General features: G+C 61.3%; 10 protein-coding genes and 1 pseudogene. All 11 read left to right on the top strand.

Annotation, left to right across the window (positions count from 1 at the left end; genetic code table 11):
* Positions 1-88 precede the first annotated feature (88 nt).
* The 11 genes and pseudogenes from otsA to OKW40_RS23250 all read left to right on the top strand — a co-directional run bounded on the left by otsA (position 89) and on the right by OKW40_RS23250 (position 16,475).
* Positions 89-1,523: pseudogene (otsA, locus tag OKW40_RS23300) on the top strand (alpha,alpha-trehalose-phosphate synthase (UDP-forming)).
* Between the two features lie 452 nt (positions 1,524-1,975).
* Positions 1,976-2,140: a hypothetical protein gene (locus OKW40_RS23295; RefSeq protein ID WP_429406579.1), complete on the top strand. Its 165-nt coding sequence runs from the start codon at positions 1,976-1,978 to the stop codon at positions 2,138-2,140.
* 525 nt (positions 2,141-2,665) lie between these two features.
* Positions 2,666-5,038 (top strand): DUF2345 domain-containing protein, encoded by a 2,373-nt coding sequence (locus tag OKW40_RS23290; RefSeq protein ID WP_429491716.1) that lies wholly within the window; start codon positions 2,666-2,668, stop codon positions 5,036-5,038.
* Positions 5,039-5,042: 4 nt separating this feature from the next.
* Entirely contained in the window at positions 5,043-7,457 is a 2,415-nt protein-coding gene (locus OKW40_RS23285; RefSeq protein WP_429491714.1) for a hypothetical protein, read from the top strand.
* Entirely contained in the window at positions 7,454-7,888 is a 435-nt protein-coding gene (locus OKW40_RS23280; protein WP_429491712.1) for a hypothetical protein, read from the top strand. The genes OKW40_RS23285 and OKW40_RS23280 overlap by 4 nt, the downstream gene beginning before the upstream one ends.
* A gap of 112 nt (positions 7,889-8,000) precedes the next feature.
* Entirely contained in the window at positions 8,001-8,261 is a 261-nt protein-coding gene (locus OKW40_RS23275) for a PAAR domain-containing protein (RefSeq protein WP_429491710.1), read from the top strand.
* Positions 8,261-9,538 carry a hypothetical protein gene (locus tag OKW40_RS23270; RefSeq protein WP_429491708.1) on the top strand — a complete coding sequence of 426 codons (1,278 nt, stop codon included), beginning with the start codon at positions 8,261-8,263 and terminating at the stop codon, positions 9,536-9,538. Before OKW40_RS23275 ends, OKW40_RS23270 begins: the two co-directional genes overlap by 1 nt.
* Positions 9,519-13,076, top strand: coding sequence for an ImcF-related family protein (locus OKW40_RS23265; RefSeq protein ID WP_429491706.1), 3,558 nt, complete (start codon positions 9,519-9,521; stop codon positions 13,074-13,076). Before OKW40_RS23270 ends, OKW40_RS23265 begins: the two co-directional genes overlap by 20 nt.
* Positions 13,073-14,932, top strand: a complete 1,860-nt coding sequence (gene tssF / locus OKW40_RS23260; protein WP_429491704.1) for a type VI secretion system baseplate subunit TssF — start codon at positions 13,073-13,075, stop codon at positions 14,930-14,932. Before OKW40_RS23265 ends, tssF begins: the two co-directional genes overlap by 4 nt.
* Positions 14,932-15,447: a type VI secretion system lipoprotein TssJ gene (tssJ, locus tag OKW40_RS23255; RefSeq protein WP_429491702.1), complete on the top strand. Its 516-nt coding sequence runs from the start codon at positions 14,932-14,934 to the stop codon at positions 15,445-15,447. The genes tssF and tssJ overlap by 1 nt, the downstream gene beginning before the upstream one ends.
* Positions 15,448-15,986: 539 nt before the next feature.
* Positions 15,987-16,475: a hypothetical protein gene (locus OKW40_RS23250; RefSeq protein ID WP_429491700.1), complete on the top strand. Its 489-nt coding sequence runs from the start codon at positions 15,987-15,989 to the stop codon at positions 16,473-16,475.
* Positions 16,476-16,662 lie beyond the last annotated feature (187 nt).

Genomic DNA, 16,662 nt, shown 5'->3' with positions numbered 1-16,662 from the left:
CGACAAGCGGTAGCGCTGGGCAAATCGGACCTGCTGATAACACGCTCACGCCCTTGCCTTGCGCTGCGGTATCCAACCGGGGGATTGAGTGAGCCGTCTTGTTGTTGTTTCGAATCGCACTGCTGACCTCCGGAAGGCCGCAGCGGGAGGTCTCGCTGTAGCGGTAAAAGAGAGTCTGCAACAGACAGGTGGGATGTGGTTTGGCTGGAGCGGCAAGATTCGCGACGCGGCACCCGAATCTGACAGCGAGACCAGCGTCAGACTGCAAACAATCGGGAACATACAACTGGCGACGCTTGACCTGAACCAGCAGGATTACGATAGCTACTATCTGGGATACGCGAACGATGTTTTATGGCCAGTATTCCACTACCGGCTGGACCTCGCGAATTTTGATGTACGATTCGCAGCAGGGTACCGGCGGGTCAACCAGCTGTTCGCGCGGAAGCTGCTACCGTTGCTCAGGCCCGACGACATCATCTGGGTCCATGACTATCACCTGATCCCCCTTGCTGCCGAACTCAGAGCGATGGGGTGCGGCAACCGGATCGGATTCTTTCTGCATGTCCCGATGCCACCGCCTCTCATCATGGCGGCCATTCCAGAGCACGAATGGCTCATGCGTTCACTATTCGCCTACGATCTGGCCGGCTTCCAGAGCGAAGCGGATGTAACGCATTTTACGCACTACGTAGAGTCCGAAGCCGGCGCTGACGCGCTACCCGGCGCACAGCTTCGGGCCTTCAATCGCACGTTGCGGGTCGGGGCGTATCCGATAGGAATCGACGTCGATGAGTTCGCCGCTCTCGCGCAGGACCGGGAGGGTGTCGAAATGTTCGATCGTATGCGACAGGAGTACTCCCGACGCCGCCTGCTTCTCGGCGTCGACAGGCTGGATTACTCAAAGGGGTCTACCGCAGCGCGTGCACGCGTTTCGTGAGCTTCTCGCGAACTACCCCGAGAACCGCAACAGCGCAACACTCATCCAGATCGCGTCCCCGAGCCGGGAAGACGTGGGTGCCTATGACGATCTGCGCCGCGAGATGGACAGCCTCTGCGGCGCGATAAACGGTGACTTCGGCGAACTTGACTGGATGCCGGTTCGTTATATTCATCGCAACGTCGCCCGTAGGCGGCTACCGGGACTATATCGCGCAAGCCGCGTCGCGCTTGTCACGCCACTGCGCGATGGGATGAACCTGGTCGCCAAGGAGTTTATCGCCGCGCAGGACCCAGCCGATCCCGGCGTGCTGGTTCTCTCCCGATTTGCCGGCGCAGCGGAACAATTGAAAGAAGCTCTTCTGGTGAATCCGTACGATACGCACGGGACAGCGCAGGTCATTCAGCGTGCGCTGACGATGTCAATCGAAGAACGGATCAGTCGTCACGCAGCATTAATGGGGCGGATCCGCCAGTTCGATGTGCACTGGTGGAGTTCGAGTTTTCTGAGGGATCTCTCGGCTGCTGAGCGCAGTGACGACCGTGAACCGGTGCTGGGACATTCAGCCGATCGCGCGAGCTAACCGACGGCGATTGGCGCATCGTGCCGCCCTACGCCGACGACGCAATCGGCTCGAGTACCCACGCGACATCGCGTTGCAGCCCCGCTGAAGAGCACATGCAGACTCGGGCCTGCCGGTTTGGTGTTGCACCGGTTTTCCAGCCCTGTCATGTGCCCGCTCACCCACGCTCATAGGTGTGAGACCGGGCCATCCTTAACCATAACCCGGTCCGCGTATGACCAAAGCTACCAGGCAACAGCCTTCTTCCCGCCCCCCCCCCCGTAGATGCGCTTCAGTATGAACGTCTCGCGCTGGCTGCCTTCCATCTCTGTGAACGGCAGGGACAGCAACTTCAACATCTGATTACGCTTGCGACTTCATTGTTCAGGAATCCTTCTGTAACGCCTGAGGAAAGACACGACCAGCGGAATCTGCTTGAGGTCATGATTCATATCGGCGAGGACTAGAGGCGCATGAACAATTGCGATCATGAACTGCTCACGGTTCTGGCGCTCGACGCCAAGGGTATTCCGGACCGTCGTCTTACTCCCCGCGATGCGGCGGACCTGCTGGCCGATGCGGCGCAAAGCGTTCAGGACAGACTTGCGACTCCTGGCACGACCACGACGAAGCACTAACTGGCTCTGTCAGCAATCCAATGAAGGCGGCTTGATGCCGCCTTTTTCAATTGCACGGCGAGAAGCAGACGTTTATTCGTTTTGCATATTGTGTCTGCATATGTTGTCACGCGCGTCCATCAGATAAATCATGTGCCTCCCGACCCGACCCGAACGAAACGCGCGGGGAGATGCTGGCCATGATTGAGCGCATCGCCGAACTTCTGGAGGCGCGCGCTCGCGGCGACGCCACGCTTCTCTCTACCACACTGCGCTATCACGAGCAGCAGGGCTGACCGTTTCCCGCGCGCGATCGACTCGCATGCGTCGTTCGCCATTAGGTGTTGCTGCACCCGTTTATCACGCATTTCCATCTCGAAAAAGCAAAGGATTCCGATTTAACGATCATTCACAAAATCGTTGGCAATTTCGCACAGGGTGAGTGGAGTGATTGACGGGCAGCGGGTACCGCCCTAGATTTTTTCGGTTGACGGTTGCTGACGCAACAGCTGTGCCTCGTTTCTTTAACCATACAGGGATGTGTGGATGAATGCTGTCACGAAAAACTTTACCGCCGCGCTCAGCCATCCGAGCGCGCGCCTGACCCAGCACCTCAGGATCTGGATCGGCTCCCAGCCCCATGACCTCGACGTGCTCGATTTCAAGGCCAGCGGTGGCTTCTGCAAGGACTACCGCGTCGACGTCACGGTTACGTCGCCACGGCTGGAGATCGACGGCAAGCAGTATGTGGGCCGTCGCGCGGGCCTGCAGATCGACGAGCAGGCGGCGGTGCCCTCGGTGAGCTACGTGCAGCCCGTCAGTCACGACGCCGCCACCTTCAACGGCGTGGTGACGAGCTGGAAGCGCATCCGCACGAGCCGCGACGAGTCGGCTTACCAGATACGCATCGAGCCGCGCTTTGTGGCCCTCTGCAAACGCATCATCAAAAGCGACACATTTAAAGATGTGACTTTGCAGGAGCTGATCACCCAGGCGCTGGTGGACCGCAAGAATTTTGATGCCTTCGATGTCGAATTCCAGATCGAAGGGCTGCAGGAGAAGATGGAGCAGGTGGTGATGCTGGAGGAGTCGCTCTGGAATTTCATCGCCCGCCATTGCCGCCGCCTCGGCGTTTTCTGGTTCTACAAGCAGGGACGCGGCAAGGATGGCAAGCTCGACACCATCGTGTTCGCCAACAATCCGCGCGCCTATATCCGCTCGGTCGACGTGCCGCTGCTGGATGCCTCGGGCCTGCACGCGAGCTGGCACGAAGCGGCCCAGGCCGTGCATGAGCAGCGCGCGCTGGTGCCGGCCACCATCGAACTGTGGGAGCGCAACTACTGCACGCCGGACGATTCCCTTCGCGCCACGGCGAATGTCTCCAGCGAGACGGATGACCGCTCGTCGTTCGGGCAGATCAGTCGCAGCGTCGAAGGCCATCTGACGCCAGCGCAGGCCGAAACGTTCGCACAGACCCGGCGCGACGGGCAGATCGCGCGTCAGGCGACGCTGGCGGGCAGGACCGACGCCAAGGGCATCGCGGCGGGCGTGGTAATGAAGCTCACCAATGCGAAGATGCCGAGCGCCGAATACGGCTTCGTGATCACTTCGTTCAAGATGAAGGGCAGCCGCACCAAGCCGGCCTATACGCGCTTCAAGGCGATGCCGGCGAACCTGACCTACCGGCCGAGGTTTGACTTTGAGCGGGACTGGCGTTTTCTGCCTGGTCCCGCTGTGGGCGTGGTCACGACGAGCGACTCCGCCCCCTACGGCGACATGGACGACCACGGGCGTTATAGCGTGCTGCCGAAGTTCCTGCAGGGCACGGGCAACACCGACAACAAGCTGCTGAAGCTGCGCCTGCTGCGTCCGTCATCGTCCTACCAGGGCGGCTTCCACTCGCCCCTGCTGCCGGGGACCGAGGTCCTGCTCGACGCCCAAAATCGCGACGTGGACCGCATCTACATAGCGGGGGCCATGCACGACTACGCCCACCCGGACGTGGTGCGCGGAGACCAGTCGCTGTTTAGCTATGCCATCTGGCGCTCGCCGCTGCTCGGTGCGGAGGTGGTGTTCAACGATCTGCAAGGAAAGGAGAGTGCGCGCCTCGCGACCGTGTACAGCCAGACGGCCTTCAACCAGGGCTACCTGCTCAACAGCAAGAAGCTCGCTCGCGGAGAGGGGTTTGAGGCTACCACTAAATCGTGGGGCACGGCACGCGCGGCGAAGGGCCTGTTCCTCTCGGCGGACGCGGCAGCCGGGCCGGATACCCCGCACCTGGACATGCCCGCCGCTGTCGCGCAGCTCAAGGCGGCCCTGCAGCGCGTGACGGATCTGGCAACGGCGACCACGCAGGCCGGTGCTGATCCGGCCGACCGCGCCACGCAGTCGGCGCTGCTCGACGGGCTGAACCAGCTTCGCGACGCAGGGCTGCTCGCGAGCGCCCCCGGCGGCATGGCGTTCGTGACGCCGAAATCAATGCAGCACTCGGCGGGGCAGAACGCGATTGTCACGGCAGGCCAGGACATGGACGTGAGCGTCGTTAGGCGCCTGCGCATGGTGGCGGGGGATCTGATTTCGCTGTGTGCACACAAGCTCGGGATGAAATTTATCGCGGCGAAGGGGAAGGTCCTGATGGCAGCGCTCACGGACGGCATGGATCTGTTCGCGCAGAAGCAGTTGCGCGTCGCCAGCGAAAGTGCGGATGTGCAGGTGTCGGCGAAGTCGAAGATCACGCTCAACTGCGGCGGGGCCTCGGTTGTCATGGAGGCGGGCAACATCACGTTCCACTGCCCCGGCGCATACACCATCAAGGCTGCCTCGTTCACGTTTGTCGGCCCCGGCAACGTGCCGACCCAGTTACCGTCCCTGCCGAAAAGCAGCCTGAAGATTTCCGACCCGTATTCGTCATCCCACTGAAGCCATGATCATCAGCCCTCCCTTCCTTCCCGCGTCGGGCCTGACGGCCAGCGACGCGTCGAAACCGGACCCCATGATGGAGCTCATCGACCAGTTCGAGATCGGTCATCACGGGGTCTGGCCGGTCACCTTCGACCGGCGTTCTCATTGCGGCATCCATCTGAACCCGGGTGAGCAGACGGAACCCGTCCGCGCGATCGCTGATGGGGATGTTGTTGCGTACCGGGTCTGCAAGAATGGCATCTCGGATGGCACCACCAATTCGACGACCGGGCAACCTGAGCTGAACTCGAATGCCGGTTTCGTCCTGCTTCGGCACAAGACCAACACGGGAGACGGACGCACGATCACGTATTACTCGCTCTACATGCACCTGCTGGACATGACCAGCCAGGAGCACATCGTCCCCCAGCCTAACGACCCGCCGGAGACCGGCTCGGCGAATGCGCTGCCCAAATGGCTGCTCGATACGGCAGGGGGCAAGGATGGGGTAGTCCAGACGGCCGGCACGAAGAAGGTGTATCGCAAGGACATGCTTGGCTACGTCGGCCAGCATCAGGGTGTGGCGCATCTGCACTTCGAAGTATTCATGGCGGACGGCGATTTCAAGGCCTGGTTCGACAAGGTACAGATCGGGGTGAAAAAACCGGCCCAGCCGACCACGGGCGACTATTGGGGGCACAGCTATTTCGTCATTTCCGGCCCGCAGGAGTTCTATCCGCAGCCAGCGGGCATGGATGAGAAGTGGTTTCCCCGAGTGCCGGGCGGCTCGCTTGGCGCAGGTGACACGCTCTATGTCGAGGCGTGGTTCAACAAGGGGCAGCGCTTTACGCGGGCGTGGATCGATCGCGGCAGCAGCGGCAACGTGATGCTGCTTACGCCCGACCCCGTCGCGGACCCATATGATCACGGCACCGACAGCCACCACAATCCAAAGCGCTACGAATACGACCTGTGTGATCGCGCGATGGCACTCTATCCGACGTGCCCGAGCGATGGTTATGAAATGCTGCGGTTTGGACGCATTCTCTCGGACCATCCGACGCTGACGGGGACGGCTTGTGCCACCTGGATCGCAGTGCCGTTCGACGGGAACGGCACGCTGGGCTACGTCAACATCGCGCCGGACGCGATCAAGAAGCTGTCCGATGCGGATTTCCCGTTCTTTACGGGTTGGCAAAAGGTGGATGGCGACAACACGCCGTTCAACGACGCCGGGCGATGTGATTACGCCACGCTTTGCGGGTTGACCGGCATTCAGGATTCGCTGCCATCGGCACAGCCGCTTGAAGCCGATCCAAACAACAACAATGAGGTCAACCTGCAGCTTGCCAGCTATGTGCAGAACACGGACGGCGTGGATGAAAAGCTCCGGGGGATGGTGTTCAAGGCGCGCAGCGAGTGGGATCCGTCCAACAACGACGAACGGTACAAGGACCTGAACGACCCGTATGGCTTTTTTGGCAAGCAGAAGGATACCAACCCCGATGGGTACGCCAAGTTCACCGATTTCCTGAGCAAGTTCCAGTTTCTGGACAAGACGCCGCTCGCTGGGAAGGAGCTGTGGTTTTTCCATCCTCTGGCGTTTATCCGCCATTTTAGGAAGTGCTCTTGGCTTGATGCTCGGGAAATGGCAGAGTGCTTCCCGCGTAGCTTGCTCCAGTTAGAGTTGACTCAATTTCGACCGTCAAAGCTGCCTTGGAATAGTGCGCTTTCTCACGCGGAAAAATGGAATAAATCGTTTAATGTCGGAACGAGAAAATATGGGATTAACTCGATTCGGCTATTGCATTTTTTGTCTCACGTTATTCCTGAGACTGGCAGGCTGAGCTTGGTCAAGGAAATTGGTGGCGAGCGCCAACATTATAATCCATATTATGGGCGTGGGCTTATACAGCTAACGCACCTCGAAAACTATAAGCCTTATGGGAATTTTCGGAAGTTCCAGTCCGGAGCCGTTCCCGAGAAATTTCATGCGCTTGGATGGGATCCTGATGCCTTGATCGCTAAAGACAATAATGGGGGGCAAAATACTGATAATTGCGTTGATAGCGCCTGCTTTTATGTTGCGAAGCGCAACGGAATGCTATCGCATGTGGATGCAGGTGTTACGCAAGACGATGCGATCAGGGCGAGTAAGGATGTGAACGGCTATGTCGCCATTGAAAACCTTAATGGATTAGATGTTCGCCTTCAATCGGTCGTATATTTGCGAAATATTCTTACGGATGAGATTTTAAAAAGTGAGCAGGTGATCATAACTTTTGAATGGCGGCGAAACTCCCAAAGAGAACCTGTCTTGGACGCGCAAGGTTCTCCAGTCATGGAAGGCCATCCGCCGCATCAGCACCCGAAAAAGAAATTTTATAAAACGATTCATACCATCACTGCATCTATTGAACGGCAGATTCCCGAATGAAAAAAAGTCTTAGGCAACTATGTGCTGTCGCTATCGTGTTGCTGCCAGCAGTCGCACACTGCGAAATTTCGGAAGAGGTATATTGCTTCGATTCCAGCGGCCCGGGATCAAAGAATTTTGGCCTTCATGTTTTGTACGATGACGCTGCAAAGTGGTCCGGTGCATTTGTAAAGTATCGCGGTGCTAAGTCGGCAATAACGTTGGTATCGAAAAATGAAGAGACGGAAGAGATAAGTCCAGGGCGTCCGGATCAAGTGACAACGACATGGTATGAAGTGTACGGAGGGAAAATTGCGGGAGAGTACGAAATGATGAGTCAAGGTGCAAATATATATTCCATGACTTATAAGAATTACGGAACTCGTAAGCAAATTGCGTTTCTCTTTAATCCCGAGGCGCTGGGGGAAAATGGCTCGGAATGCATTTGGTGATGTGGTGAATTCCCTTATCTGAGTTCGCTGAATTTATGAAATGGTGCGGCGCCTATTTTTCTCGTAATGTGCCGTTGCGTAACTGAAATTCATGAAGGGTCTCGATTAATATATGCAATCTCCCGTCCGCAAAGGCGACGAACTCGAACACGGCGGCGAAGTGACTGGCGGCTCGCCATGGATGAACTTCATGGGCAGGCCGCTTGCCCGCAAGGGCGACGAGGCGATCTGCGCGCAGCACGGCCCGACTGTCATCGACGAAGGCTACGCGAAGTTTCCCGACCGCGACGGCAGGGAGGTTGCCTTCCATCATTACCACTGCGCGTGCGGCTGTCGTCTGCTTTCGTCGCTCATGAATTTCAACATCGAGTAATGCCCGTCGATCTTTCTTCCGCCGGACGCCCCAGCGGGTATCCGCCCAGGATGCGTTTCTGGCCATGGGCGGCGACCTGGTTCGTCTGTAACGTGTTCGGCCCCGTGATCGTGCTGCTTGCGTGGCCGAAGGGTGAGCCTGCGCGCGGCCTGGAGTTCTGGAGCTGGATGGTCGGGGCACCGAACGGCGTGTTCCTGGTCCTGCTCGGCTTTGCCCGCGCGGGCTACGAAGCGCTGTGGTATCGCGCGTACTGGCGCAACCATCATCGTGATCGCTGGCTGGCGGAGAAAATCCGTTTCGCGCAGCGCCCGCTGCACGTACTCGAGGCAGGCTACTGCCTGCCGCTCGCGCGCAGATCCCTGGCCGAAGTTCTCGCTGGCAAGCAATCGCTCCTGAAGATGCAGAGCGCCCGCCATGGATCGGGCAAGGTCTCGTGCAACCGCTTCGAGGATCATGATCCGCTGCTGGCCGGGCTGCCCATAGCGGGTGAAGAGGAAAGCGAGGGCGGCGCAGGCGTACTGACGAAGACCGCTCCGGCTGTCCAGATGATCCGTGCTGCGCTTGAGCCGCTGGCCGGAAGTATCCAGGCACTAACCCGATACGAAAAGGCGTACTGGCCGCAGGTGCGCGTGCTGGCCGGGCCGGAGATTGCGGGCCTGCGCGTGGCTCAGGTCCGCGACGCGTTGCGGCTGGCGGCGCTGCCGCCGCTCGAGGTTCAGATTGTCCCGGCATCTGACGGGCTGCTGGTGGCCGATGCCTGGCTCGATGCGCACGAGTGCCGTCCGCTTCTCGTCGTCGCGGCAGCGTGGTACGACGATGCCATCGACGAAGGCTGTGCCGAAGGATGCGCTGCAGTGCTCTTCGGCCCCGGCTACTTCAGGCTCCCCCCGGAGGTCAGCCCGAAAGCGGCGCTGCACCGGCCCGTCCAGGGGATCGACGGTGAGGCCGAGTACGGCTTCGCGAATGCCGCGATCTGGGGCAAGGTCAAAGCCGCAGCAGTGACGCGCGCATGGATCACGCGCCCGGTTGAGCACTGCGACCGGGCTCTGGCTGCTGCCGGTTTTCAGGCCGCTTCGAAGGATGCCGCGCAGTGCCGCCTGGATCGTATTGTTGGCGACGCCGGCGCAGCCAACGGCCTGCTGGCAATCGCCGCTGCCATCGAATCCGGTGCCGCAGGCGGACCGCAACTGGTTGTCGATGGTTTGCAGTCGGCCATCCTCCATGTCTTACCCGCAGATCAAGAAAACGCATCCACGCATGACGATACCCAAAAATAACCTTCAGCACACGGAGCCTGATGCCGCCGCCAGCAAACCGGCTCCGAGCCGCGCAGCGATCTGGGGCATGCCCCTCGCCGCGCTCGTCCTCGCCATCGCCGCACTCCTGCTGGTCTGGTTCGGGAGTGACCGCCTTGGCATCGCGGATGGCGCGCCTCGCACGCGGCTATTGATCGGCATTCCGATGGTGCTGGTCATCGTCGTGATCGCCCATCTGTTCGCGGTATCGACGGGGGCATATGGCGGGGCCGCCAGACTGTTCCGCTTCGAAACAGGCGAGCGCACGAAGGCGGAGAAACCGCTCAAGCGCGATGCGCGGCTGCAGCGCGTGTATGAGGAGCTGCGCGTCTCGCAGGGCTGGTTCTGGCGGCACCGCCAGCGCTGGCTACTGGTGAACGGTACGGACGAACGCATTGATCAGGTCGCGCCCGGTCTCAGGCAGGCGGGCGTCATGCACGTGGCCGAAACCATTCTCGTGCATGCGTCGCCGGACGGCATCGAGGCGGCGAAGTGGCTCGGCCAGATCCGGCAGTTGCGCCGCCGCTACCCGGTCGATGGCGTCGTGCATGTCGCCCGCGCGGACGTTCGGGATACCGAACTGCCCCGCAAACTCTCGGGCATCGCTACCGCGCTTGGCTGGGCCGCGCCTGTTACGTTCCTGCACCCGGTCGAGGCTCAGGGTAGCCCGTCCGAACGCTTCGACGCGGTCGGCACCTTCATGCCGAACGATTCGCGCAGACAGGCACAGGAAGGCGCCGCCAGGTTGCCGGATCTGCTGAACGAGCTCGAGCAGCGGTCTGCGGACGCGGGCGTACACCTTTGCACCCGCAACAACCTTCGGATGACCTGGTTGATGGAGATCGCGAAGTACGTCGGCGACCATGGCGAGCGCATCGTCGATGGCCTTCGGGGACTGGCTGCATCGAACTGGCTGCGCGCGCCGCTTGCGGGCGTCATGTTCGCGCCGGTTTTTCCGGGGCCCACCGTCGTACCGGTACCGGTTACCAACGGCGACGGGACGCCCGGCGAGCCCGCCGACGCGCCACCGGCAGTAACCGTCCTGCGCGTGCAGCCCGCCGCGTTGCTGCCGGTGTGGCGCGAGATCGCGGCGGGGGTGCCCAACTACCGGGGCCGGCGCGTCGGCTTCTACTGGCCCAACGCGCTCGCCACGCTCGTCACGGCTGCGGCGATCCTGTGGTGCGTATGGATGACGGTGTCCTTCGTCGGCAACCGGCAGTTGATGCGTGAGGCCAGTCAGACAGCGCAGGCCGCTGTCGATGCAAAACCGCAAACCGCCGAGGCCTGGCGCGCCCAGCTCGCGCTCCAGCAGCTGATGGAAAAGCTTGAGTACCGTCGGCAGCATGGCGCGCCCTGGTATCTACGCGCGGGCGTTTCTTCGAACGACGCCCTTCTCGCTGCGATGTGGCCGCCATACCGTATCGCGGCGACCCGCAATCTGCAGGCGCCGGTCGTGCAAACCATCACCGACCTGCTGAAGGCTGCGGGCGAAGCGCGGGCCGACGCGCTGCAGTCGCAGGATGCGCGCGGCAGCACCTACAACGCGCTGAAGACCTACCTGATGCTCGCCGACCCCGCCCGCGCCGACGCCGCATTTCTGCGCCGCTCGCTTGTCGCGTTGTGGCGCCGCCCGGTCGATATGCCGGAAGGCGAGCGCGACGATACCGGCCGCCGGCTCGCCGCGTTTTACGCCGACCACCTGAAGGCCCACCCCGAATGGCGCATCACACCCGACCAGAGCCTCGTGAGCACGACCCGCAACATGCTGGTGACTCAGATGGGTCTCGCATCGGCCGACGACACGGTGTACCAGAGCATCCTCGACGAGGTCAGCGGCAAATACGCGGATGCGTCGCTCCAGACGCTGCTTAACGGTGCGGACGCGCAGGGGCTATTCAATACGTCCCAGACGGTGCCAGGCATCTACACGCGCGCGGCGTGGGACGGCATGATCGCGGAGGCGATCGACCGGACCGCGCGCGAGCGGCGCGTCAGCGGCGACTGGGTACTAACGGGCGCGCAACCGTCACAGACCATCGGTAACACCCTCGCACAGGGGGCGGTCCGCACCGGCGCCGCGATCGACGAAAAGCGCGCGGCGGAGCAACTGAAGCAGCGCCTCACCGCGCGCTACTTCGCGGAATACACCGCGGCCTGGCAGACCATGCTCAACAGCCTCCAGTGGCAGCCGGCATCCAATCTGAACGGCGCGATCGACCAGCTCACCCGCCTCGCCGACGCGCAAACGTCGCCGCTGATCGCGCTGATGAAGTCGGTGCAGTATCAGGCGCAGGCGGGACGACCCTCACAGGCGCTGACCGACACGCTGGTGCGCAAGGCGCAAAGTCTGATTGGCAGCGACGACGCGAACGCACCGGCCGTCAGTCCGCTGGACAAATCATTCGGCCCGCTGCTTGCATTGATGGGAGAGAGCGGCGTTGCAGCGACGAACAGCGGAAACGGCAAGGCCGGTGCATCGACGAACGTCGCGCTGAGTGGCGTCAGCCTGTCGCGCTATCTGACGGCGGTCACCACGATGCGACTGAAGCTTCAGCAGATCGCAGGCAGTCCCGACGCGCAGGCGATGGCGCGCTCGCTCGCGCAGGCGGTCTTCCAGGGCAAGCTCTCGGAGCTGTCTCAGGCGCGTGACGATGCGGCGCTGACCGCAGCAAGTCTCGGCTCCGCATGGGCAGGCTTCGGCAATGCGGTGTTCGCACAGCCGCTCGAAGCCGCGTGGCAGACGATCCTGCAACCGGCGGCGGCCAGCCTGAACGAGGCGTGGCGCGCGAGCGTCGCCGCACCGTTCAATGCCACGATGAGCGGACGCTATCCGTTTTTCGACACGCAGGCTGATGCGTCTTTCGCCGAACTCGGCCGCTTCGTCCGTCCCGACACCGGCCTGGTCGCCCGTTTCATCTCGACGCAACTCGCGGGCGTACTCAAGCTCGAAGGCGATCACTGGACACCGAACGAACTGGCACCACAGGCACTCCAGTTCGATCCGAAGTTCCTTGCCGGCCTGCGCCAGCTCTCGACGGTCGGCGCGCAACTCTACATAAAGGGCGATGCCAACGAGCGCTTCGAGATGATGGCCTTGCCGACGCCGGACGTGACGCGCTCGGAACTGTCGGTGGACGGCAAGCAGATCGCCTACTTTAACCAGCAGGAAAGCTGGACGCCGCTCGCCTGGCCCGGCGACGGCCTGAACGGGCACGCGGGTCTGACGTGGCAGACACTCAACGCGGGCCTGAGGCAGGCGTTCGATTCGACGGGCGACTGGGCATTCCTGCGCCTGCTCGCAAAAGCCGATGTGAAGCAGCTCGACAGTACCCGCTACCAGCTCACGTGGAACGACGCAAATGGCGACCCGTTGCGCTACGTGCTGCGCACCCAGGTTGGAGCCGGTCCGCTCGAACTGCTGAAGCTGCGCGGCTTCCAGATGCCCGAAAGGATTTTTGTTGTCGGCAAGGCTGGTGCCGCAGCGATGCTTCCTCCCCTGCCACCGGAATTGCAACCATGACCGCACCCTGGAAGAAAAACCCGACTGAGCACGAGAATCCGTTCCTCAGGTACTACGACGAAGAGATGCGCTACCTGCGCGAGGCAGGCCGCGAGTTTGCGCAGGCGCAGCCTGACGCCGCGCGTCGCATGGGGATGCTCTACGGCGAACCTGAGGGGGCTGTGCGCGCGGTGAACGAAGCCTTTGCATTTCTCTCGGCGCGGCTACGCATGAAGCTCGACGACGGCATGCCGGAAGTGACCGAAGGGATGCTCGACAACCTTTACGAGCATATGGCGCGGGCGATCCCGTCGCTGTCGATCATCGAATGCTCGCCGCTGAACCGAACGGGCGCAACTGCGGTGCCGATTCCCGCCGGAGCCGTCGTACGCTCAACGCCCGTCGGTCCCGATAAGGTTCAGTGCGTATACCGGACGACGCAGCCCGTCGAGCTGTTACCGCTCTCGGTAGAGGATGCGGTCGTCGCCGTACGTGCCGACGGGCGTACGGTGATCCGCCTGACGTTTGGTCTCTGGCTCGGGGAGCAGCGCGAGCGCATGGACCTGTCGCGTATCCGCCTGTACCTGCATGGCGACCGGCCCGCTGCGGCTACGCTATACGCGGCGCTGACGCGGCAGGTTGCGTCAATCGGGCTGCGTCTGCCGTCAGTACGGGACGGCGCCTTGCAGCCGCTGGACGGGGTGCATGTCGAGGCGGCAGGCTTCGGCCCGTCGACGCGGCTATGGCCAGTCACAGACGCGAAGCGCGACGGGCAACTGGACCGCGAGCAGACGATGCTGGAGTATTTTGTGTTCCCGCAAAAGTTTCACTTCGTCGACCTGTGCGGGTTCGATGCTGCGGCGCTGCCGGCGGGTGAAGCGCAGATGACCTTCGAGATTGAACTCGATGCCCGGATGCCTGGCGACTATCCCGTCAGCCGCGAGAATTTCCGCCTGTTCTGCACGCCTGTCATCAACCTGTTTGAGGTCGATGCGTTGCCGTTGGAACCTGTCGGCTGGCACGACAGGGAGCACTGCATCCGCGTACAGCCTGGCATCGCCTCTCATGTCGAGCCGTACGATGTACTCGCGGTGATCGCCGCCGAGCCGGAGGACAGCGCACGGCACGACTACCGGGCGTTTACGAGTTTCCGGCATCGTGGCTGGGCGTTGCGTCACGAAAAGCCTGAGCGCTACTTCCATACGTCGACGCGTTTCGGTCCGCTTGGGCGGGAACTCTGGGTCACGCTGGCGGGGCAGCTATGGGCCGGAACGTACCGGCACGCAGAGAACGACGAGGACCGTCCCGATCCGGACCGCTACCTGACGGTACGCGCGCTCGCCAATAACGGGCGTCTCCCGCGCATGGCGCTGGCCGAGGCGACGATCACTGAAACCGTATCGGACTTCACCGGGATTGCATCGGTGCGCAACCTCACGGCACCGTCCATGCCGCTCTATCCGCCGCGCTATTACCCGGGCTACGACTGGCGCGTATTGGGGCACTTTACGGCGGGTGGCGCGAACGAACTGAACCGGGTCCATATGGAGGGCGCACCGGCGCTGCGTGAGACGCTGGAACTCTACGACTGGACGCCAGACGACGGGGTCTCGCGTCGTATCGACGCGATCAGGGACGTACGTTTCTCCGAGAAGCAGAAGGTGGAGCGGGCATACGTACAACGTATTGCGTGCGCATATGTCGAACTCGATCCGACCGCGTTCGACGGGCCGGGCGATGCTGCGCTATTCGGCGAAGTGCTCAATCACTTTCTGGGACGCTACGCGAGCCTTCATGTTTCCATGCAACTGGTACTGAGCATCGGTGGCAAGGAGACCGTCTATCCTCGCATCGACTTCGAGGGAGCACCTTTGTGATGAGTGTCCGGATTTTGCGGGGTGCGCTCGGCGTGGGCCTCGCGCTGGCCGTCTCGGCATGCGGGACCTGGCAGTCGGTGAAGGACGGCACCGTGGATGTCACACGCGCGGTGTTCGAGACGAAAGTCAAACAGATGAACCTCGTGGTGACGGCACGCGGCGCACTGAACGAGGATGTGCGTGGCGCGTCGCTTCCGGTTGTGCTGCGCATCTACCAGTTGAAGGACGACAAGCCTTTCGTAACAGCGACCTACGCGCAACTGCTCGCGGGCAACGAGGCGCTGAAGGCCGCGACGCTCTGGAGCCGGGACGTGACGCTGGGACCGGGGCAGACATTGAAGATCTCGGAGCCGATCGGCGACGCAGCGAACTACGTAGGCGTGGCGGCGTTCTTCCACAATACGGCCAACACCGAATGGTCCGTGCTCGTGCCGAAATCACAGTGGAAGAAGACCGATCCAGTGAGGCTGCTGGCAGTGGACCGCACACTGCAAATTGACGCGGAGCATCGATGAGGCTTCTGTACAGCTGGATGGTGGCCGTTACCGGGTAGTCAGTTGCATGTGTAGAAGGTAGGACTTGGTTCGGCAGACGATGTGAGGTCGTCGATCTCAGTGCGGCCGCTTTCGGTCACTCAACCTCACTCCCTATATAGTTGTAGTGAAGCGGCGAATGTTTTTTTTGACTTTGTGAGAAATTCGGGGGAAGTATGCGTGACGAGTTGATGACCAAAGCGTTGTGTTGGGAACTCGAAAAGATGATCACGGTAGAGTACGCACGTGCAGTAAGGGCTACCGAGGACTGGGTTTTCTACTGTCCGCACGAGATCTGCCTAACGAACGTTCACACCCGAACGTGGAAAAATACATATTTCGCCGCTCGCCCCAGACACGTCAGCGGATGTCCGGATGAGGCGCCTTCGTCAGAGTCCTCCATAATTCCCGGTGCACCGAAGTGCAAACCTGTGCAAGTCAGGGAGAAGCCAATACCCAACCTGCTGGGGCCACAGCCTGCGCTAAAGCAAAAGTCCCGCGCCCCAACAAAAGAAGAACTCTTGCAGCTGTCCCGGGCGGTGCGACATATTTCAGCGCTATACCCGGGCACGCTGGAAGAAGTTGTTGACGCCTGGATCCGGATTGCGCCAAAAGAACGAGACCAACGAGCACTGACAATTGGCAATCAGGAACTGACCTACAAGAGTTCCTTTAGATTCCTTGGTGGGGCTTCTGACGACGTAAACTCGCTTGATCCCTACCGACAGATCATTTTCGGCGCCGCGACTGTAGAGAGATGGAAGCAGTGGATTCTAGTGAAAAGCAGAAAGAAGTTCTCGGCCGGAGAGGCAACGGTGCCTCTGCGTCTGGCAGTGAAGCAAGACGAGGCGCCGTGCTGGCTCCCAGAACTTGTCGATCGGCCGGCGACACTCTTCTGGCATGGCGTGATACCCGAGTTGGGCGCTAAGAAGGATGCGTACCGGTTTGCGGTCGATTTCGACTTGCTTCATGCAGGGCTCACCGTTCGGGCCGAGCATTTGATGCCGTGACGCCCCACCTCGCCAATCAAGGCGATCGGAAGTGGTTCCGATATAAGGTGGGCTAAGGCTTGGAGTCCAGAAAAATAGGGGAAATTCTTGCCGATGCAGAATCTCCCCACTTTTCACACCTACTCGGGCCGGTTCTTTTCGCGGGCCGCTTTCAGGATGCGAACCGTCGCCGTCAGAGTCTCCCGAT

The organism is Paraburkholderia sp. RAU6.4a, assembly GCF_050435625.1.
GTDB classification, from domain to species: domain Bacteria; phylum Pseudomonadota; class Gammaproteobacteria; order Burkholderiales; family Burkholderiaceae; genus Paraburkholderia; species Paraburkholderia tuberum.
The sequence above is the reverse complement of the archived record's forward strand: the minus strand, read 5'-3'. Positions and strand labels throughout refer to the sequence as shown.

What these genes read in the sequence shown, in the direction of transcription:
- OKW40_RS23295 (WP_429406579.1), top strand. Translation starts at nt 1,976, where the DNA reads ATGAACAATTGCGATCATGAACTGCTCACGGTTCTGGCGCTCGACGCC.
- OKW40_RS23290 (WP_429491716.1), top strand. Translation starts at nt 2,666, where the DNA reads ATGAATGCTGTCACGAAAAACTTTACCGCCGCGCTCAGCCATCCGAGC.
- OKW40_RS23285 (WP_429491714.1), top strand. Translation starts at nt 5,043, where the DNA reads ATGATCATCAGCCCTCCCTTCCTTCCCGCGTCGGGCCTGACGGCCAGC.
- OKW40_RS23280 (WP_429491712.1), top strand. Translation starts at nt 7,454, where the DNA reads ATGAAAAAAAGTCTTAGGCAACTATGTGCTGTCGCTATCGTGTTGCTG.
- OKW40_RS23275 (WP_429491710.1), top strand. Translation starts at nt 8,001, where the DNA reads ATGCAATCTCCCGTCCGCAAAGGCGACGAACTCGAACACGGCGGCGAA.
- OKW40_RS23270 (WP_429491708.1), top strand. Translation starts at nt 8,261, where the DNA reads ATGCCCGTCGATCTTTCTTCCGCCGGACGCCCCAGCGGGTATCCGCCC.
- OKW40_RS23265 (WP_429491706.1), top strand. Translation starts at nt 9,519, where the DNA reads ATGACGATACCCAAAAATAACCTTCAGCACACGGAGCCTGATGCCGCC.
- tssF (WP_429491704.1), top strand. Translation starts at nt 13,073, where the DNA reads ATGACCGCACCCTGGAAGAAAAACCCGACTGAGCACGAGAATCCGTTC.
- tssJ (WP_429491702.1), top strand. Translation starts at nt 14,932, where the DNA reads ATGAGTGTCCGGATTTTGCGGGGTGCGCTCGGCGTGGGCCTCGCGCTG.